Here is an 18,771-nt window from a genome sequence, read left to right as displayed (position 1 = left end):
ATGATTAAAGCCCGTTACCTGACCCTGTCCCTGACCCGCATGGCCACTGCCATGGTGGCCGTGGCCGGCCTGTCCTTCGCCCCGGCCTCGCAGGCGCAGATCCGCTTCGAGATCACCGGCGTGGGTGCCTCGCAGATCCCGGTGGCCATCGCCGCCTTCCCGGGCGAAGAATCCGCTCCGCAGCAGATCACCTCGGTGGTCAAGGCCGACCTGGCCCGCAGCGGCATCTTCAAGCTGATCGACAATAGCGATGCGCTCTCGGATTCCTCGGCCATCAACTATGCCGACTGGCAGAAGCGCGGTGCCAACGCACTGGCCGTGGGCAGCGTCACGCGCCTGGCCGATGGCCGTTTCGACGTGCGCTATCGCCTCTTCGACACGGTGCAGTCGAGCCAGCTCTCGGCCCTGTCCATCGGTGCCCAGCCGCAACTGCTGCGCCTGACCGCGCACAAGATCGCCGACGACATCTACCAGAAGCTGACCGGCATCCCGGGCATCTTCTCCACCCGCATCTCCTATGTGACCAAGTCCGGCAACGAATACCGCCTGGAAGTGGCCGATGCCGATGGGGAAGGCACGCAGGTGGCATTGCGCTCCAATGAGCCGATCATCTCGCCGTCCTGGTCGCCGGATGGCACCAAGGTCGCCTACGTTTCCTTCGAGATGAAGAAGCCGGTGGTCTACATCCAGAACCTGGTGACCCGCCAGCGCTCCATCGTGGCCAACTTCAAGGGCAGCAACTCGGCCCCGGCCTGGTCGCCGGACGGCTCGCGCCTGGCCGTGGCCCTGACGCGCGATGGCCTGACCCAGGTCTACGTGATCAATGCCGACGGTTCGGGCCTGCGCCGCCTGACCAACAGTGCCGGCATCGATACCGAACCGCAGTTTTCGCCTGATGGCGGTAGCGTCTACTTCACCAGCGACCGCAGCGGCGGCCCGCAGGTGTACAAGGTGGGCCTGGATGGTGGCTCTCCCCAGCGCGTCACTTTCAATGGCAGCTACAACATCAGCCCGCGCATTTCGCCGGATGGCAAGACGCTGGCCTTCATTTCGCGTCGCGACGGTCTGTTCCAGCTGTATGCACTGGACCTGACCAATGGCCAGGAGATTCGCCTCTCCGATGGCAGCCGTGACCAGTCGCCCAGCTTTGCGCCCAATGGCAAATACATCATGTACGCGACGGAATCTGGTCGTCGCGGATCCCTGGCCGTCGTATCCGTCGATGGCCGAATCAAACAGCGTCTGACGACGCAGGCCGGTGATATCAGGGAACCGACCTGGGGTCCGTTCATGAAATAAAGAAATCCAATATTGCTTTCATCACGACAAGGAGAAATCCAAAATGCGCACTATCAGTACCTTCGCCCTCATCGTCTCCAGCGCTGTTCTGCTGGCCGCCTGCTCGTCGACCAAGCTGGACGACAAGGCCAACGCCCCCGTGCAGAACGGCGCCAGCAACGGCGCTGACACCCGCGCCGTGGGCACCGTCAACGCCGGTTCGGTTGATCCGCTGAACGACCCGCAAGGCGTGCTGGCCAAGCGTAGCGTGTACTTCGACTACGACAGCTACACTGTCAAGCCGGAATACCGTACCGTCATCGAAAACCACGCCAAGTACCTGGTGGCTCACAAGGACCGCAAGGTCATCATCCAGGGCAACACCGATGATCGCGGTGGCGCAGAGTACAACCTGGCCCTGGGTCAGAAGCGTGCAGAAGCCGTCCGCAAGGCACTGGTCCTGCTGGGCGTGTCGGATGCACAAGTGGAAGCGGTTTCCTTCGGCAAGGAAAAGCCCAAGGCACTGGGCCAGGATGAAGCGTCCTACGCCGAGAACCGTCGCGCTGACATCGCTTACCAATAATCGACATGCATACCGCTTTCAAACTGAAATCGGTAACCGTGGCGGCCTTGCTGGCCGCCACGGCTTTCCTACCGCTTACCGCCCGTGCCGGCCTGTTTGATGATGACGAGGCGCGCAAGGCCATCCTGGACATCCGTTCCAAGATCGAAGCCCTGCAGCGTGACGTTGCCAACAAGGCTGACAAGAACAGTGTCCTGACGCTCTCGGACCGCAACGACAACCTGCAATCCCAGATTGCGGCGCTGCGCGGCCAGATCGAGGTGCTGACCAACGAGATTACCAACGCCCAGCAACGCCAGAAGGATTTCTACGTCGACCTGGATGCACGCCTGCGCAAGCTGGAGCCGCAGCAGGTGCAAGTCGATGGCCAGACCGTGGCTGTGGGCGTGTCCGAACAGCAGGCCTATGATGCGGCCCTGTCGCAATTCAAGGGTGGCGACTACAAGGGAGCGGCCAACGCCTTTGCCGACTTCATCAAGCGCTATCCGCAATCCGGCTACGCCGCCTCGGCGCAATACTGGCAAGGCAATGCCCTGTACGCCCAGCGCGACTACAAGGGTGCCATCGCTGCGCAGCAGGTGGTGGTGAAGAATTATCCGGACAACCCCAAGGCCGCTGACGCCCTGCTCAACATCGCCAGTTCGCAAGCTGAACTGAAGGACAAGGCAGCGGCCAAGAAGACCCTGGAACAGTTGATCGCCAAGTATCCGAACACCCCTGCCGCACAGACCGGCAAGGATAGGATGGCGTCGCTCAAGTAAGCGGGTTCATCGCGGTGATGGTGTTTGATGAACGATCATGATCGTTTGTGAAGGCACAGTGTTGACACCGCCGATAGAGTTTGCCTATAATAGCGGTCTTTCGGGTCGTTAGCTCAGCTGGTAGAGCAGCGGACTTTTAATCCGTTGGTCGCAGGTTCGAATCCCGCACGGCCTACCAGAAATTCAGCAGTACATGAGAAGGGCTCCAGTTCGCTGGGGCCCTTTTTGTTTTTGCCCCTTCCTTCACATCCCCGCATTTCCGCGAAGCGCCTCGCCAGCGCTCGTTTCAATTTTCTCTGAAGAAAACTCCCCGTCAGCCCCCCCCGTCAGCCCTTTGTCAGAACGCCATGTGAAGATTCACACATTGAATCAAGGCCCTGCCGGATGAGAACTTCATACCGGCCAAAACGGGTCCACATCATCAACGACAACAAAGAACAACATGATGCTGACATCATCATTCAGGGGCGTTGCCGGCATCGTGCTGGCAGCGGCAATGCTGGCCGGCTGCGCCACCGCCTACGGGCCGCGCGGACTGACCGGGGGCTATACCGATGCCAAACTGGCCGATGACCTGTACCGCGTCACCTTCTCCGGCAACGGCAAAACCAGCCGCGACATGGTCTGGCATTACTGGATCTATCGCTGCGCAGAACTGACGCAGCAACAGGGCTACTCCCACTTCATCATCCTCAAGCCCAGCGATCCTGTCCCCAAACCGGTCGCGCCGCCGATGACCAATACCTCCTGGCAAAGCGACCCGCAAGACGGCAACGATCCCCTGGCACGGCTCACGCCCACCGCCACCCACGCTGCCCCGATCTACATCTACACACCCGGCACGCCCATCATCACCTACTCCGGCAATGCCGTGGTCAAGATGCTGCGCAAGCCCGCCGAGTATCCCGGCCAGGCCGTGCTGAGCGCCGAAGTGGTCCTGCGGCTCATCGGCCCCTACGTGAAAAGCGCAGGCCAGTCACCCGCTCCACCCGAACAGGACGTCATCAAGTCCGCCCTGGTCTTCACGCCCCTGCCGGCAACGCAACAGCGGCGCAATGGCCAGGTCACCATCGACGACCTCAAGAACCTCCTGCCTACCCCCTGAGACGCACCTCCATGAGATCCCGCCTGACCAAGCTCCTTGGCCTGCTCGGCCCCCTGCTCGCTGCAGCGCCGCCAGCCCACGCACTGGATGCCGAAACCCTGTTCCAGCAGCTCTCGCCCAGTATCTGGGTGGTGCAGGCCATGGACGCGCAAGGACAGATCTTCAGTACCGGTTCGGCCGTCGTGATCGGGCCGGAACGGCTGGTCACCAATTGCCACGTGCTGGCGCGCGCCAGCAGCTTCAAGCTGCGGCGCGGCAATCTCACGCTGGGGGGCAAGCTGGAGTTTCCGGATCCGGAGCGCGATCTCTGCCAGGTCCGTGCCGAAGGCCTGAAGGCCCCCGCCGTCACCATCGCACCCGCACGCAGCCTGCGGGTCGGGCAGAAGGTCTTCACGCTGGGAGCACCGCGCGCGCTGGAAGAAACGATCAGCGATGGCCTGCTTTCTGCATTGCGGCTGGATAACGAGGGCAAGCTGCGTTTCCTGCAGACCTCGGCACCTATTTCTTCAGGCTCCAGCGGCGGCGGGCTGTTCAATGACAAGGGCGAACTGATCGGCATCACTACCGCCATGATTGCCGGGGCTACGGTGCAGAATCTCTCCTTCGCAGTACCGGCCGAATGGATACGCGATCTGGAGACCCGCGGCCGCGCAGTCCTCGCCAAGCGCAACAGCACGGTCAACACGGCCACCGCAGCCACCCCCACACCACCGGCATTGACGCAGCCTCCGGCCGCGCTGCCTGCGCCGGCAGCGCCTCCCGTCGCGATGGCTCCGCCCGCCGCCCTGCCCGCCCAGCCGGTTCGTCCGCCAGCACAGTTGCCGCCCGCCGGGGCCGCTCCATCAGTGCCGGCCAATCCGAACAGCGTGCGCAGTGGCGAACGCTGGTACGGCTTGATGACCTGCGGAGCGCGCGCCGACAACGGCGAGTTCTCGCAAGCCTATCAGGCGCATTTCGAGGCGGAAGTGGGCAAGGTCGCGATCTCCCTGCATCGCCGCGATGCCATACGGGCGGAAAATCTGACCGGCCAGTTCGGCAGCAACCGGCTCGATATCACCGGCTTCGGCTACCGCGTCAGCGATCCCGACCGGATGTGGCAATTCAGGTTTACCGGCAGCATCACCGCCGGTGCACCGATCTATGCGCTCAAGGGCGACATGCTGCGCGGGCAGGAATCGGTTCGCAAGTGCGAGCTGGTGATTGCGAAGATGTGAAGCGCCACCGAACATGAAGCAGCAGCGGCCCCCGGTTCTCAGGCTCAGATCACGGGGGCGCTGGCACCCGCCTTCACCAGGCTATCCGTACTGATCTCGCCGATCCTGCGCGCCCCCGTCAAGGTCATGGCCACCTGCATTTCCTTGGCAAAGAGACCCAGCACATTCTCCACCCCGGCCTGCCCCTCTGCGGCCAGCGCATAAATGAAGGCACGCCCAAGCATCACCGTATCGGCACCCAATGCCAACAGCCGCACCACATCCAGCCCCGAACGCACGCCCGAATCCACCAGCAGGGCGAGATCCCCTTTCACCGCACTGGCGATCTCCGGCAAGGCGCGCGCAGTCGAGAGCACGCCGTCCAGCTGGCGGCCACCATGGTTGGAGACCACGATGCCATCGGCACCGAATCGGACCGCCTCGCGTGCATCCTCGGGATCAAGGATGCCCTTCAACAGCATGCTGCCCTGCCAGGAATCGCGTATCCACTGCAGGTCATGCCAGCCAATGCCCGGATCGAAATTGGCCCCCAGCCAGCCTACGTAATCTTCCAGTCCGGTCTTCTTGTTGAGATAGGCCGAGACATTGCCGAGATCATGCGGACGTCCCAGCAAACCCACATCCCACGCCCAGCGCGGATGCGTGACGGCCTGCAGATAGCGGCGCAGCGCAGCGTTGGGTCCGGACATGCCCGAATGGCGGTCGCGATAGCGTGCGCCCGGCACCGGCATGTCCACCGTGAACACCAGCGTGCGTACACCCGCCGCCCAGGCGCGGTCCAGCACGTTCTTCATGAAACCGCGATCCTTGAGCACATACAGCTGGAACCAGATCGGCCGCGTCACCGCCTGCTGCACCTCTTCGATCGGGCACACCGACACCGTCGACAAGGTGAAGGGGATGCCCGCCTTCTCCGCCGCCCGCGCCGCCTGCACTTCCCCGCGCCGGGCGTACATCCCGGTCAGGCCGACCGGCGACAGCGCCAGCGGCATGGCCAGCGACTGGCCCAGCAGCGTGGTGGAGAGATCGACTTCGCCCACTTCCTTGAGTACCCGCTGACGCAAGGCCAGCTGGCGCAGGTCCAGCGAATTGCGCGCCAGCGTGTGTTCATCGTAGGCACCGCCGTCGATGTAGTCGAACAGGAAACGCGGCAAGCGACGCCGGGCGGCTTCGCGGTAATCGTGGGTGGAAGAGATGATCATGATGGTCCTGGTAACGTGAAAGAAATCAAACGGCAGCGGCTCGCCGCGCACGGGCGGGGGCTTCTTCGATGTCCAGCAGGCGCTGCTGCACGAAGTCGAGATGCGCATTGGCATGCTGGCGCGCCTCTTCGGCGCGGCCGGCGAGGATGGCATCGAGGATCTGGCGATGCTGCTGATCCAGCTGGGCCACGATGTCCGGCAGGCGATACAGCTGGCGCAGGGTGTCGGCAATGCTGATCTCCAGCAGCCGCAACAGGCCCGACATCACCTGCCGCAACACCACGTTGCGCGAGGCCTGGGCGATGGCGAGATGGAAGGCCGCATCGGTGCGCGCCTGCGCGGCCAGATCGTCGAGCGGCGCAGTGGAGACTGCCAGATAGGCCTGCTGCAGGCGGCGCTTGTCCTCGTCGCTGGCGCGCAGGGCAGCGAAATAGGCCGCATCGCCTTCCAGCGAAAAGCGGATCTCGGCCACGTCCTTCCAGTACCCGGCGTCGCTGCGCGCCAGTGGCGCCAGCGGCTGCAAGGCCTCGGCAATCGGGTCGGTCAGCGCTGCCTGCTCGTCGTCCGCCATGAAGGTGCCGCCACCGTGACGCGCCACCAGCACACCCCGGCTGGCCAGCACGCCAATGGCCTCGCGCAGGGACGAACGCGACACCCCGAACTCGGCCGCCAGCGTGCGTTCAGACGGCAGCTTCTGGCCCGGTGCCAGCGCTTGCCGGGCAATCAGGCTGGCCAGGCGATCAACCAGGGGAGAGGCAGTCATCGGCAGCTCACTTTCTTGGTGGTCGGACCACTTTGCAGGATCCTTGGGAAGGAATTGCAGTCGATTGTAGTATTCGCTTCTCGGACGCCACAATGCCTTTGCATAGTGGTCCGACCACTTCCGTATTTCGCCATGCGACTCCTGCTCCGTTCATCTGCCCGTCCGCTCGCTGCCCATGCCCGCCGCATTGCCCGGCGGCTGGAACTGCGTTCCTTCCCGCTGTTGCAGGAGCAGTTCAATGCCGGGGAAGGCGTGCGTGCCGGCGTGGCCATTGCCTTGCCGCTGGCAGCCGCGATGCTGAGCGGCCAGCGCTGGCTGGCATGGGCCGTGTTCGCGGCCTTCTGGACCTGCCTGTGCGACGCGCCGGGGCCGCACGCACAACGCCGCAGGCTGCTGGGCGGCTTTGCGGTGGCAGGCACGGCGGTGGCCTTCTTCGGTGCCTGGAGCGCCTCCTGGGCCCCGCACGCGGCCCTGCTGAGCGCGCCGTTGATGGTGCTGGGCGTGGTGACGCTGACCGCTGCCATCGAGTCCGGCACCCTGCTGGGGACGCTGCTGGCAGTGGTCGCCGTGGTGGCGGCTGGTTTTCCGCACGGGGCGGCGATGGCCGCGCTGCAGGCCGCCTCCTTCTGCGCCGGTGCCGCCTGGGCCTGGCTGCTGATCAATCTGGCCTGGCGTCTCGACGACCAGGCTGCCCTGCGCCAGGCGGCCCGTGCATCGCTGCTGCGCATGATGGACATGAGCCTGGCCCTGCTGGCCGCGCCGCCCGGACAGCACCGTGACCAGCAATGGCACCGTGAGCACGGCGAACACCGCCGCGCCACACGGCTGGCGCTGGAACGCCTGCGGACCATGCTGCAGCGGCATGCGGGCACCCCCATGGCCGAGGCGGATGCATGGGAACGCCGGCTGGAAGCCTGCGAAATGCTCTTCCACACCCTGATCGCACTGGAGCATGCGGCCATCCAGCAACTGGCCAGTCCGGGCGAGCGCCGCCGGGCTGCGCGTGTGGCCATCGCCGTGCTGCTGCACGCCCACGCCGTTCTGGAGACATCCCCCGCGAAGGCCAACCGGCCGCGCAGCGCCCGACCGCACGCTGCCGCAGCCGATCCCCTGATCGCCGGCTGCCTGCGCGCGCTGGAGCAAGCCGACCGCCTGCTGCAGGCACGGCAAGCCGCGCACGCCGGCGCATGTTCGCCGCCGCCCTCGCCTGCCCCGGCGGTCCCGCCCCGCAACCGCCTGCGCGCCGGCCTGCTGCGGGGCGTGCAACAGGGGGGACGCCAGGCTGCCGGCGTGGCCGCCGTGTTCTATGCGGCCGAGGCCTTTCATCTGGGCTATCCGTATTGGGCGACGATGGCGGTGGTCGTGGTGTTGCAGGGCGCGGCGCGCCAGACCTGGACACGCTGCCTGGAACGCATCCTGGGCAGCCTGCTGGGCGGCCTGCTGGCCTTGACGCTGCTGCAGCTGGTCCCGGCCCACGGGCTGCTGCTGCCGCTGGTGGCGGTCCTGCTGGCAGGGCTGGCAATTGCCCTGCGGCTGGTGAACTACACGGTGTTCGTGGTGTTTCTGACCATGCTCTTCATCTGCGTGACCGACATGCTGCAGCCCGGCACCGGGATCGCCTCGGCCCGCGCACTGGACAACCTGATCGGCAGCGCTGCCGCCCTGCTGGCCGCGCTGGCGCTGTGGCCCGATCTCGGCGCTACGCCGCGCCAGCGCATCGCGGCCGGACTGGAAGCCAATCGCGCCTATCTGGACGCCGTCCTGTCGCAGCAGCCAGCTCCTGTGCTGCGACAGCTGCAACGCCAGGCCGGACTGGCCAGCATCGAGGCCGAAACCGCGCTGCACGAGCTCGGCGGTCTGCGCCGCCAGCGCGACGCCCTGAGCGCCGATGAAGTCGCTTCCCTGCGCAGCCTGCGTGAACTGGCCGGGCAAGCCTCGGTTCAGTGGCACCGGCAAAACGGCCGCGCCGAGGCTCCCTGAAAAACGGCGCTTCCCTTCATCTTTTTCCGGAGGGAAAGAGCGCAACATCAGCAGCGACGCGGATATCTGCCGAAACCTTCACTTCGTTCATCAAACCGGGGGGCTTGTTGTCATTTTGTCATTTTCGTGTGATAGATTGCCCTTCATGATTGGCACTACCGGAACAACGGCGACGACCGCGGCATGCACCGCGAAGCGCCGGGCCGGTAACGCGCGCGGGGGCGCGCAGGCACACGCCAGACAACAACAACGACCGGCAGCAACGACCGGTCCTTATCGATGGGGGTACAGGCATGCCGCACAAACGCGCAGCCTTCGGGGAAAGTCATCTGATGCCGCAATCCACACTGCTGGCGCGCGCACGCCACTGGCTGGGCAGCCTGCCGGCAGCTTGCGTGGTGGCGCTGGTGTCGGTGAGCTATGCGGTCAGCTATGCCGTCATGATCTTTGGCGGCAGCGGCGATGCCCTGCTGCAGGCCGGGCTGCCGCTGATGTTCGTCACCAGCGTGCTGTGCCTGCTGGTGATCTGCTTCACCAGTTCGCTGCCCTTCATGCTGGGCGGGGCGGACTCCAATTCGGTCGGCCTGCTCTCGCTGATGGTCGGCGGCATCAGCGCCACCATGCAGCGCGCCCAGCTCTCTCCAGCCGAGATCCTGGCCACGGTCACCATCGCCATCACCCTCAGCAGCCTCCTGGTCGGATTGGCGCTCATGGCGCTGGGCGCACTGCGGCGCGGCAACCTGGTGCTGTTCGTGCCGTTCCCGGTGGTCGGCGGCTTCCTCGCCGGGACTGGCTATCTGCTCTGGAGCGGTGCCTTCACGGTGCTGACCGGACATCCCCTGGGACTGGATGCCCTGCGCACCGGCATCGACCTGCACTGGCAGGAACTGCTGCCGGTGGCCATCGTGGTGATCGGCATGCTGGGCCTGCCGGGCCGCAAGTTCGATCACCCGCTGGCGCTGCCGGTCTCGCTGGCGCTGGCCAGTGCGGCCTTCTATGGCGCGCTGGCGGCCAGCGGACTGTCGCTGGCGCAGGCCCGCGCGCTGGGCTGGATGTTCGCGCCGCTGAGCCTGGGCCATGTGCAGCTGCCGGTGCAGGTCTCCTGGTCGCTGGTGCACTGGGACATCCTGTGGCGTCACTATGGCGAATTGCTGGCCCTGATCGCCGTGACCACGCTCGCGATCCTGCTCAATGCCACCGGCGTGAGCCTGGCCACGCGGCGCGAAGTGGATTTCAACCGCGAACTGCGCAGTGCCGGCCTGGCCAACATGCTCAGCGGATGCTTCGGGGGCGTGGTCGGCTGCCATTCGCTCTCGCGCTCCTTGCTCAATTACCGCTTCGGCTCGCGCGATCGCGTCGCCACCCTGCTGGCGGCGGTGCTGTGCCTGGTGTGCGCGCTGTTCTTCATTCCGCTCCTGGGCTATTTCCCCAAGCCGGTGCTGGCCGGGCTGTTGATCGGCCTGGGTGGCGGACTGCTCAATGAATGGCTGGTCCGCAGCCGCCGTCTGGCGCGCGGGGATTATTTCCTGATCGTGCTGATCGTGGCGGTGGTGGCCTGCTATGGCTTCGTCACCGGCGTGGCGCTGGGCGTGGTGGTGGCTTGCGTGCTGTTCGTGCTGGACTATGGCCGGGTGTCCTGCGTGAAGATGGAATTCACCGGCGCCACCCTGCACTCCAAACTGGAGCGCGGTGCCGCCGCCCATGCGGAACTCAAGCAGCTGGGCCAGCGCGTCTTCGGCATGCGCCTGCAGGGTTTCCTGTTCTTTGGCAGCGCCAACCAGATCGTGCATCGGGTGCGCGAGCAATTGCAGTCGCCGCGCCAGTTCATCATCATCGACTTCCGCCATGTGCAGGGACTGGATGCGTCCACCTCGCAAAGCTTCGTCAAGCTGGCGCAGGTGTGCGAGCAATACAAGGTGACCCTGATCCTGACCGGCATTGCCGACCCCATCCGCCGTCCGATTGCGCGTGCTGCTTTCAGCGGCACGGTACCGCGCGAGTTTGCCGATCTCGACCTGGCCCTCGAATGGGTGGAAGACCGCCTGCTGGAACAGGCCATGCGGAATGAATCACGCGATGCCCTGCACAGCAGCCTGGCCGAGCATTTTGATGCGCGCGAAATGGCGTCACTCATGGCGCGCATGGAGAAGGTGGAACTGGCCGCTGGCACGCTGCTGTTCCGCAAGGGCGATGCGGGTGATTCAATGTATTTCATCGACGAAGGTCTGGTCAGCATTTCGCTGCCGCTGGAGGGCGGTGGCCGCATGCGCCTGCGGTCCTTCGGCAGTGCCACCATCGTCGGCGAGATGGCGCTCTATCGCGGCCAGCGGCGCACCGCCGACGTCGTCACCGACCGCCCCACACTGGCCTGGCAGCTGACGCTGGCCAGCCTGCGCCAGCTGGAGCAAGAGGACCCGGCCACAGCCTTGCGCCTGCATGCGTATGTGGTCAAGGTCATTGCCAGCCGGCTGGAATCGACCAATGAGGCGTATCGGCTGGCTTATTGAAACGGAGCATGCCGCAGGCGGTCAGCATCCTCCGCAGTGACGGGCGCGGCGATCCGATATACTGCTGCCTTCCCCGTAGCCACCACGGGCCGCGCGTGGCGCGGCCCTGCATTGACCATGTCCGAGCAAGCCCCCGAACCGATCTTCCCCGATGACGCCGTTGCCGGTGCCGACACCATCCCCGCACCGCGCGCGTGGATCGTGCTGCAGAACGTGCAGGAGGTGGAGACCTGGATCGACACCTACAACCGCGAGCTGCAGGCCGTGGTGTTCCGTCACAAGATGAACACCGTCAACGCCGGCCAGGGCATCTGCTTCACGCTGGAGCTGGGCGGCGAGATCCATCTGCACACCACGCCCGAAGGCCAGATCCTGCTGGACGTGAGCGAGGAAGCCTCATGGGCGGCCCCGGTCATCAGCGCTGCCGCCAACGTGCCGGCCCCCGCAGGCAGCGTATGGGTGCTGCCGCCGGATACGCTGACGCAACTGATCCTGGGATTGTCGGGGCTGATCGCCACGTCGCAGTTCGTGTTGCGGCATGAGTTTCGGCTGGGCAAAGGCGTACGTCCGACTTATTGAATCAAAATGAAAATACGCATACTCGTCCTGTTACTTGGATTGCCGTCGTTTCCTGCGCTGGCAGCGCCCCTCCCCCAGAGCCTGTGCAAGCCGGGAGAGAAAATCATTTACAGCTGCCAGACCGCGCGCAAGAAAACGGCGTCACTGTGCGCCTCGGCGGACTATCCCGACAAGCGCAGTCGCTTGCAATACCGCTTCGGGACTGCAAGCAAGATCGAGATGCAATTTCCCGATACGCCCCAGCCTGCGGAAGGACGATTCTTTCGCAGCTACACCATGTATTCGGGTGGTTACGAATCGCATGTCCGTTTCAGTACCGACAGCTACGATTATTTTTACTATGACCGGATGATTCGCACCGGTTTCAAGGGACAGAACCTCCCCAAGGATTCCTCCGGACTGGTGGTGCGTGAACGCAGCAGCGGCAAGGAACAGCATCGCGCTTGTTATCCGGATGCCGTCGAGACAGCGGGCAAAGATGGCCTGCCGGAGACGGAACTGGAAGCCCTGAATCTTCCCGACTGAAAGCAAGACCGATGAAAGAACGCACCCTGATCGCCGCTGGCGCGCTGAACATGTTCGTGGCCGTGGGCTGTGGCGCCTTCGGCGCGCACGGTTTGAAGAAAATGATTTCCGAAGAGATGCTGGCGATCTGGCATACCGCCGTGACCTACCAGGTCATGCACGCGCTGGGCATGATCGCCGTGGCGCTGCTGATGCCGCGCATGGCCGGTGCCGCGCTGCACTGGGCCGGCCGGCTGATGCTGGCGGGCATCGTCATCTTCAGCGGCAGCCTCTACCTGCTGGCCCTGACCGGCACCCGCATCCTCGGTGCCATCACGCCGTTTGGCGGTGCGGCCTTTCTCGCAGCGTGGCTGCTGGTGGCGTGGGCAGCGCTGAAGAACCGTTAAGCTGCGCTTAAGGTTCTTCGCGAGAGCATTAAACCGGCATTAATGCTGTTTCAGGCCGCCTCCCGCGCCGGATGCGCCTGCTTGCGGTACAAGAACTCCAGCACCGCCGTGCGATAGGCACCATACTGCGCATCCTGCGCCAGCGCGACACGGTCGCGCGGACGCGGCAGCTTCACTTCCACGATCTCGCCAATGGTGGCAGCGGGACCATTGGTCATCATCACGATGCGGTCCGACAGCAGCACCGCCTCATCCACATCGTGGGTCACCATCACCACCGTCGATTCAGTCTTGGCGACGATCTTCAACAACTCATCCTGCAGGTGCGCACGGGTCAGTGCATCGAGTGCGCCGAAGGGTTCATCCATCAGCAGGACCTTGGGCTCCATCGCCAGCGCGCGGGCAATGCCGACACGCTGCTTCATGCCGCCGGAGATCTCATTGGGCCGCTTGCTCTCGGCCGCCGTCAGACCGACCAAGGCCAGCGCGGCGCGCGTGCGGTCACGCAACTGGGTGCGATTTTCGCTGGCACCGAAGACGCGCTCCACACCGAGATAGATGTTTTCATAGCAGGTCAGCCAGGGCAGCAGCGAGTGATTCTGGAACACCACTGCACGCTCCGGGGCCGGACCACCGATCTCGCGATTGGCACACAGCAGTACGCCATCACTGGGCTTGAGCAGGCCCGCAATCAGGTTCAGCAAGGTCGACTTGCCGCAGCCGGAGTGGCCGATCAAGGTGACGAACTCGCCCTTGGCCACCGTCAGGTTGATCTCGCGCAGTGCATGGAAGACGCCCTTCCTGGTGTGGAACACCATCTCCACACCGTGGATGTCGATGAACTTGCCGTTGATGTTGTCCATGATCCCGCCCTCCTCAGTTGTTGACCTGCTCGTAGGTGAACGCCTTGGCCAGCGCCACCAGCAATTGTTCCAGCACCAGACCGACCACCCCGATGACGACGATGGCGATGATGATGTGCGGCACATTCAGGTTGTTCCATTCATCCCAGACCCAGAAGCCGATGCCGACGCCGCCGGTCAGCATCTCGGCGGCCACGATCACCAGCCACGCAGTACCGATGGAAAGGCGCACGCCGGTCAGCATGTAGGGCAACACCGAAGGGAACAGAATCTTGGTCAGCACCTTCCATTCGGAGAGATTGAGCACGCGCGCCACGTTCATGTAATCCTGCGGCACGCGCTGCACACCGACGGCCGTGTTGATGATCATCGGCCAGATCGAGCAGATGAAGATCGACCAGATCGCCGCCGGATTGGCCGACTTGAACACCAAGAGGCCAATGGGCAGCCAGGCCAGCGGCGAGACCGGACGCAGCAGGCTGATGATGGGGCCGAACATGCGCGAGAGGAATTCCACGCGGCCAATCGCAAAGCCCAGCGGAATGCCCACCAGCGCCGCCAGTCCGAAGCCCATGCCGACCCGCTGCAGCGAAGCCAGCACGTTCCAGCCTATGCCCTGGTCATTGGGACTGTTGCGGTAGAAGGGATCGGAAAACATCACGCCCGCTTCCTTCAGGGTCACCCATGGCGTGGGGAAGCTGGCGGTCTTCAAGGCGATGATCTGCCAGACCAGCACCAGCAGCGCCACCCCCAGCAGGGGCGGCACCACGCGCATGAAGAGGCCGCCCGCAATGATCTTCTTGCGCAGGCTGCGCGCTTTCACGCTGCCGGCAGCGCTGGCGACGGGTGCCACCTGCGCTTCGTTGGCGGCGGCTGCACGCACCGGCTCGCCGGCAGCAGACACGCCGGCGTGGCCGTTGCCAGCGGGCTTGGCGTTCTCACCCATGATGCTCTCTGCGACTGCACTCATCATCTTCCCCTTGCTCTAAGCACTTCACCTTGATGGACACGGCGCAGGCCGCACCCGCTTACACCTTGATCTTGAACGCCTGCGCGTAGGCCGCCGGATTCTTGCCGTCCCACACCGTGCCGTCCATCAGTTTGGAACTGCGCATGACCTCCTTGGGCAGCGGTGTCTTGGTCATCGCGGCAGCGTCCTTGTAGAGATCGATCTGGTTGACCGACTTGGCCACGGCCAGGTAATCCGGATCACTCTTCAACAGGCCCCAGCGGCGGTGCTGGGTCATGAACCACATGCCATCCGAGAGGAAGGGGAAGTTGACCTGGCCTTCGTCGTAAAACTTCATGTAGTTGGGATCGTCCCAGGTCTTGCCGAGGCCGTTCTGGTAGCGCCCGAGGATGCGCTGGTCGATCACGTCCTTGCTGGTGTTCACATAGGATTTGTCGGCGATCACCTCGGCCATCTTGTTCTTGTTGGCCAGCGAGGCATCGATCCACTTGCTGGCCTCCAGGATGGCGGCCATCATGGCGCGACAGGTATTGGGGTACTTCTGCACGAACTCCAGCGAGGTGCCCAGCACCTTCTCGGGATGGTCCTTCCAGATGTCCTGGGTGGTGATGGCGGTGATGCCGACGCCATCGACGATGGCGCGATGGCCCCAGGGCTCGCCCACGCAGAAGCCATCCATGTTGCCCACCCGCATGTTGGCCACCATCTGCGGCGGCGGGACCGTAATCACCTTGGCATCCTTCATCGGGTTGATGCCATTGGCGGCCAGCCAGTAATACAGCCACATCGCGTGGGTGCCGGTCGGGAAGGTCTGTGCGAAAGTGTATTCGCGCTTGTCGGTCTGCATCAGCTTGTAGAGCGATGCGCCATCGACCGCCCCCTTGTCGGCCAGCTTTTTGGACAAGGTGATGGCCTGGCCGTTATGGTTCAGGCCCATCAGCACTGCCATATCCTTCTTCTGGCCGCCGATGCCCAGTTGCACGCCATAGATCAGGCCATACAGCACGTGGGCCGCGTCCAGCTCGCCGTTGGTGAGCTTGTCGCGCACGCCGGCCCAGGAGGCTTCCTTGCTGGGGACGATCTTGATGCCGTACTTCTTGTCGAAACCCAGCACCGAGGCCATCACCACCGAGGCGCAATCGGTCAGGGGGATGAAGCCGATCTTGACTTCCTCCTTTTCCGGCTTGTCCGAGCCGGCCGCCCACGCACCGCCCGGGAGCATGCCCAGCATGCCACTGCCGGCGGCCAGTGCACCGCCCTGCAGGAGCGTGCGGCGCTTGCCGTCCACCCTGTCCGCTGCCTTGAGCGCGCTGTCCTGTGCATCCTGCATGCCGCTGCCGAGCGCGCCTGTCTTGTCTGCCTGACCTTTGGATTCCATAGCACCATTCCCCTTGCGTTGCGATTTGAAGAAAGCCCAAACAAAAAAAGGCGTGTTCCGACATGGATGACCCATACCGGAAGACGCCTTTGTCCTGGACGGCGCGACCGCCATTGGCCACACCTTCACGTTGCTTGCGCATTGCTGCGCTTGTGCATCAGCTTCAGCAAAGAGCGTGCCAGAACCGCGACGCACCTCGGAAAGCCGCATGGGAACTGCGTTGCGAGGGAACACGATGAGATCCGCAGCGGCAGCAGGCGGACCGCGCGGCGCGATCAAATCGGGCGGGATCCGCACTTCGGTTGTGCCTTGCACCAAGTTGGCAGCGATTTGTCAGGGTCGCAACGATGGCCTGCGCTGCCCAAGCCGGGCGCGGCCACCTACTCACGCTTGCCGGATTTTCCTACAGCACATTGCGATGGGCGCTGATCGTGCGGCGGACCGGCTGACCCTAAGATGACCCCAGCTTTACGAATCACCCGGCGCTTGCACCCTGGCGGGCAAGAACGAACTCAATAACAAAGGAGAAATCCATGACCCTCGGCACCATCCTGCTCATCGTCCTGATCCTGATCCTGCTCGGCGTCATCCCGGCCTGGCCGCACAGCCGCAGCTGGGGCTATGGTCCCAGCGGTATCGCTGGCACCATCGTCATCATCCTGCTGATCCTGCTGCTGCTCGGCAAGATATAAGGCGGGGCGGCAGCCGGCCTGTGCGGTCCGGCTACCATGGCCCCAGCCTTCAGACGCTCCCTTCCCTCCCGCAAGCCTGATACCATCCGGTGGCGGACGGGGAAACGGCGCGGACGGTGCCTGTCACCGTCCGCGCCGTTTGCTTGTGGACGCCGCCTCGCCCTGCCGGGGCAAGCTCACGCGCACGGCTTTCCCTGCTCCCGTACCGTGATGAGGCTGACATCAGATGAACAATAAATTCCTCGCTTCTCCCCTGCCCGCTCTCCTGGCGGCCCTGAGCCTGCTTTGCGCGGCCGCCGCGCACGCTGCTGAAGAAGATGTCAGCAAGGCCGATCCCCAGCGCTGGTACCAGGAAGACAACAGCGCCAAAGGCCGGCTGCAAAACCTGAACAAGGAAACGGCGGCCGCCTATGCCGAGGCGCTGCAGGGCTGCCGCAGCCTACGCGGGAAGGATGCTGCAGCCTGCCGCAAGCAAGCCGCCGACGCCAGGTCGCAGGATGCTGCGCGAGCACAGCGCATCTTCAAGGACTACCAGGGCGGCGAACCCGCGGCGACACCCGTCAAGGGCGAGCGCAAGCCGATGCACAAGCACGGCGCCAGGTCGGCGGCAAGATAAGCGGCCGCCATCCACCTCCTGAATGCAACAACGCCGCGCCAGGTCACCCTGTCGCGGCGTTGTGGTGGGCCGCTCCTCAGCGCGAGGAGCGGCAGCCGGGATCAGCCGGCCAGCGAATTACTTGCCGACCTGATTGCCGATGACGCCACCGACGGCGGCACCACCCACGGTCCCGATGGCGCTTCCACCGGTGAGGACGGCACCACCGACGGCACCGGCACCTGCGCCGATGGCGGTGTTCTTGTCTTGCTGGGTCATGCCGCTGCAGCCGGTCAGGGCGGCAAAGGCACAGATGGCTACCGAGGTCACTGCCAGTTTTTGCATGGTCTTCATGATGACTCCTTCCTCTTTGTCGAATAGGGGAATACGGCCGCCGATCAGGTCGACGGACGCATGATCACGCGCGGTGCCTTGGGCTGTTGTGCGTGATCACGATAAACCGGTGCGCTGGGCGCAGCCTTGGCCGGTTCGCGTTGCGCTGCCGGATCCTTGCCATCGGCGCGTGCGCCAAACAGCAGCACGGCGTTCTGGAGGGACTTGGAGCGCTTGCTCTCGGCCATGTCCATGTAGCGGAATTTCTTCTGCCCCAGCTTGTGCAGACGCGCTGCATCCACCGGCATGTGACGGTCCATCGTGGAAGCCGACCAGCGCGATGCGCTGTCGACGGCTTGCGGAGTTTCTGCGAAAGCGTGAGTGGCGAAAGCCGAAGCGGCTGCCAGCATGCAAATACCGACTGTTTTTTTCATGGTCGTCCCTTTCAGGGGTCCCTTCTGGCGGTGAGCAAAATTTCATGCGGCAAACCGTGAACTCTTTTGCAATTCCCGGCTCTACCAGCACCATGACCACATGGTCGCGGAAATTGCTGCATCACAAAATCAGCCGTTTCCGATATTCGTGTAGGCGTTTTCCTACACGCGCTGTGCTGCCTGCTTCAGATGTCCTTCACACCCTGCCGGCCCGTGCCGCCGGTGCCTGATCAGGTCACCGGAACACGGACATCCAGGACTTAGTCCTTGGCGGCTTCCTTGGCATCGCCATAGGTCTTCTGGACGTTGCCTTCGACCTGCTTTGCAGCACCCTTGACCTGCTGGCTGGTATTGCCGGTCAGCTCACCGGTCTTCTCCTGCACCTTGCCTGCCACTTCCTTCAAGCTGCCTTTGATCTGGTCCTTGTTCATGATGGCTCCTTTGGGTTGTTTGCCTGATGGTTACCCGGTGCCGCACTGGGCTGGCTGCCGGCTCCGCCACCCTTGCCGGCCCGACGGGCGGTGAGTGACGATGAATCCATGGTACCGATGAGCCTGTCGGGCGAACATAAGAGAGTCATCCTTTCACGCGTAGGAAAAAACGAAAAACGGTGCAGGAAAAAC

The 18,771-nt window shown here is 64.1% G+C and carries 20 protein-coding genes and 1 tRNA gene; 13 read left to right on the top strand and 8 right to left on the bottom strand.

The window, feature by feature from the left end; all coding sequences use genetic code 11:
- The 6 genes from tolB to E2K99_RS05910 all read left to right on the top strand — a co-directional run bounded on the left by tolB (window position 1) and on the right by E2K99_RS05910 (window position 4,941).
- On the top strand, window positions 1-1,299 hold the full coding sequence (gene tolB / locus E2K99_RS05935; protein ID WP_039788991.1) for a Tol-Pal system beta propeller repeat protein TolB: 1,299 nt from the start codon (window positions 1-3) through the stop codon (window positions 1,297-1,299).
- A gap of 43 nt (window positions 1,300-1,342) precedes the next feature.
- Window positions 1,343-1,861 carry a peptidoglycan-associated lipoprotein Pal gene (gene pal / locus E2K99_RS05930; RefSeq protein ID WP_008326545.1) on the top strand — a complete coding sequence of 173 codons (519 nt, stop codon included), beginning with the start codon at window positions 1,343-1,345 and terminating at the stop codon, window positions 1,859-1,861.
- 5 nt (window positions 1,862-1,866) lie between these two features.
- A complete protein-coding gene (gene ybgF, locus E2K99_RS05925; RefSeq protein WP_121037855.1) occupies window positions 1,867-2,622 on the top strand; it encodes a tol-pal system protein YbgF in 756 nt (251 codons plus the stop codon).
- Window positions 2,623-2,724: 102 nt separating this feature from the next.
- Window positions 2,725-2,800, top strand: a tRNA-Lys gene (locus E2K99_RS05920).
- A 267-nt stretch (window positions 2,801-3,067) separates the two neighbouring features.
- Window positions 3,068-3,727 carry a CC0125/CC1285 family lipoprotein gene (locus tag E2K99_RS05915; protein ID WP_134221641.1) on the top strand — a complete coding sequence of 220 codons (660 nt, stop codon included), beginning with the start codon at window positions 3,068-3,070 and terminating at the stop codon, window positions 3,725-3,727.
- Between the two features lie 11 nt (window positions 3,728-3,738).
- Complete coding sequence (locus E2K99_RS05910) at window positions 3,739-4,941, top strand: S1C family serine protease (RefSeq protein ID WP_134221640.1); 1,203 nt, start codon at window positions 3,739-3,741, stop codon at window positions 4,939-4,941.
- A 44-nt stretch (window positions 4,942-4,985) separates the two neighbouring features.
- On the opposite strand, the gene lldD is transcribed toward E2K99_RS05910, so the two are convergent.
- Together lldD and E2K99_RS05900 are read right to left on the bottom strand one after the other, a co-directional pair.
- The gene (lldD, locus tag E2K99_RS05905) at window positions 4,986-6,143 is read right to left on the bottom strand and encodes an FMN-dependent L-lactate dehydrogenase LldD (protein ID WP_134221639.1); all 1,158 of its coding nucleotides are present in this window, start codon (window positions 6,141-6,143) and stop codon (window positions 4,986-4,988) included.
- A gap of 25 nt (window positions 6,144-6,168) precedes the next feature.
- A complete protein-coding gene (locus E2K99_RS05900) occupies window positions 6,169-6,906 on the bottom strand; it encodes an FCD domain-containing protein (RefSeq protein WP_134221638.1) in 738 nt (245 codons plus the stop codon).
- A 132-nt stretch (window positions 6,907-7,038) separates the two neighbouring features.
- Here E2K99_RS05900 and E2K99_RS05895 point away from each other — a divergent pair, with 132 nt between their 5' ends.
- From E2K99_RS05895 to E2K99_RS05875, 5 genes are all read left to right on the top strand, one after another.
- Window positions 7,039-8,886, top strand: coding sequence for an FUSC family protein (locus E2K99_RS05895; RefSeq protein WP_134221637.1), 1,848 nt, complete (start codon window positions 7,039-7,041; stop codon window positions 8,884-8,886).
- A gap of 332 nt (window positions 8,887-9,218) precedes the next feature.
- Window positions 9,219-11,393 carry an SLC26A/SulP transporter family protein gene (locus E2K99_RS05890; protein ID WP_166675042.1) on the top strand — a complete coding sequence of 725 codons (2,175 nt, stop codon included), beginning with the start codon at window positions 9,219-9,221 and terminating at the stop codon, window positions 11,391-11,393.
- A gap of 117 nt (window positions 11,394-11,510) precedes the next feature.
- On the top strand, window positions 11,511-11,972 hold the full coding sequence (locus E2K99_RS05885; RefSeq protein WP_134221635.1) for a hypothetical protein: 462 nt from the start codon (window positions 11,511-11,513) through the stop codon (window positions 11,970-11,972).
- Window positions 11,973-11,978: 6 nt separating this feature from the next.
- The gene (locus tag E2K99_RS05880) at window positions 11,979-12,497 is read left to right on the top strand and encodes a hypothetical protein (protein WP_134221634.1); all 519 of its coding nucleotides are present in this window, start codon (window positions 11,979-11,981) and stop codon (window positions 12,495-12,497) included.
- A gap of 11 nt (window positions 12,498-12,508) precedes the next feature.
- Complete coding sequence (locus E2K99_RS05875; RefSeq protein WP_134221633.1) at window positions 12,509-12,883, top strand: DUF423 domain-containing protein; 375 nt, start codon at window positions 12,509-12,511, stop codon at window positions 12,881-12,883.
- A gap of 50 nt (window positions 12,884-12,933) precedes the next feature.
- Here the strand turns inward: E2K99_RS05875 and E2K99_RS05870 are convergent, their stop codons facing one another.
- Genes E2K99_RS05870 through E2K99_RS05860 form a run of 3 tightly spaced genes read right to left on the bottom strand, consistent with a single transcriptional unit; the run spans window position 12,934 to window position 16,046 of the window.
- Window positions 12,934-13,746: an ABC transporter ATP-binding protein gene (locus E2K99_RS05870; protein WP_134221632.1), complete on the bottom strand. Its 813-nt coding sequence runs from the start codon at window positions 13,744-13,746 to the stop codon at window positions 12,934-12,936.
- Window positions 13,747-13,759: 13 nt separating this feature from the next.
- Window positions 13,760-14,716: a nitrate ABC transporter permease gene (gene ntrB, locus E2K99_RS05865; RefSeq protein ID WP_134221631.1), complete on the bottom strand. Its 957-nt coding sequence runs from the start codon at window positions 14,714-14,716 to the stop codon at window positions 13,760-13,762.
- A gap of 58 nt (window positions 14,717-14,774) precedes the next feature.
- Window positions 14,775-16,046 (bottom strand): CmpA/NrtA family ABC transporter substrate-binding protein, encoded by a 1,272-nt coding sequence (locus E2K99_RS05860; RefSeq protein WP_420840910.1) that lies wholly within the window; start codon window positions 16,044-16,046, stop codon window positions 14,775-14,777.
- Window positions 16,047-16,627: 581 nt separating this feature from the next.
- Here E2K99_RS05860 and E2K99_RS05855 point away from each other — a divergent pair.
- Both E2K99_RS05855 and E2K99_RS05850 read left to right on the top strand, forming a co-directional pair.
- Window positions 16,628-16,786 (top strand): DUF3309 family protein, encoded by a 159-nt coding sequence (locus E2K99_RS05855; protein WP_039788823.1) that lies wholly within the window; start codon window positions 16,628-16,630, stop codon window positions 16,784-16,786.
- A gap of 226 nt (window positions 16,787-17,012) precedes the next feature.
- The gene (locus E2K99_RS05850; protein ID WP_134221630.1) at window positions 17,013-17,402 is read left to right on the top strand and encodes a hypothetical protein; all 390 of its coding nucleotides are present in this window, start codon (window positions 17,013-17,015) and stop codon (window positions 17,400-17,402) included.
- Window positions 17,403-17,519: 117 nt separating this feature from the next.
- Here the strand turns inward: E2K99_RS05850 and E2K99_RS05845 are convergent, their stop codons facing one another.
- The 3 genes from E2K99_RS05845 to E2K99_RS05835 form a co-directional block, all read right to left on the bottom strand.
- Complete coding sequence (locus E2K99_RS05845; RefSeq protein WP_008326509.1) at window positions 17,520-17,735, bottom strand: glycine zipper 2TM domain-containing protein; 216 nt, start codon at window positions 17,733-17,735, stop codon at window positions 17,520-17,522.
- 44 nt (window positions 17,736-17,779) lie between these two features.
- Window positions 17,780-18,148, bottom strand: a complete 369-nt coding sequence (locus E2K99_RS05840) for a hypothetical protein (RefSeq protein WP_240733861.1) — start codon at window positions 18,146-18,148, stop codon at window positions 17,780-17,782.
- 260 nt (window positions 18,149-18,408) lie between these two features.
- Entirely contained in the window at window positions 18,409-18,579 is a 171-nt protein-coding gene (locus tag E2K99_RS05835) for a CsbD family protein (RefSeq protein ID WP_034338233.1), read from the bottom strand.
- Window positions 18,580-18,771 lie beyond the last annotated feature (192 nt).

The sequence above is a fragment of the Herbaspirillum huttiense genome, from assembly GCF_004367745.1.
GTDB classification, from domain to species: Bacteria; Pseudomonadota; Gammaproteobacteria; order Burkholderiales; family Burkholderiaceae_D; genus Herbaspirillum; species Herbaspirillum huttiense.
The sequence above is the reverse complement of the archived record's forward strand: the minus strand, read 5'-3'. Positions and strand labels throughout refer to the sequence as shown.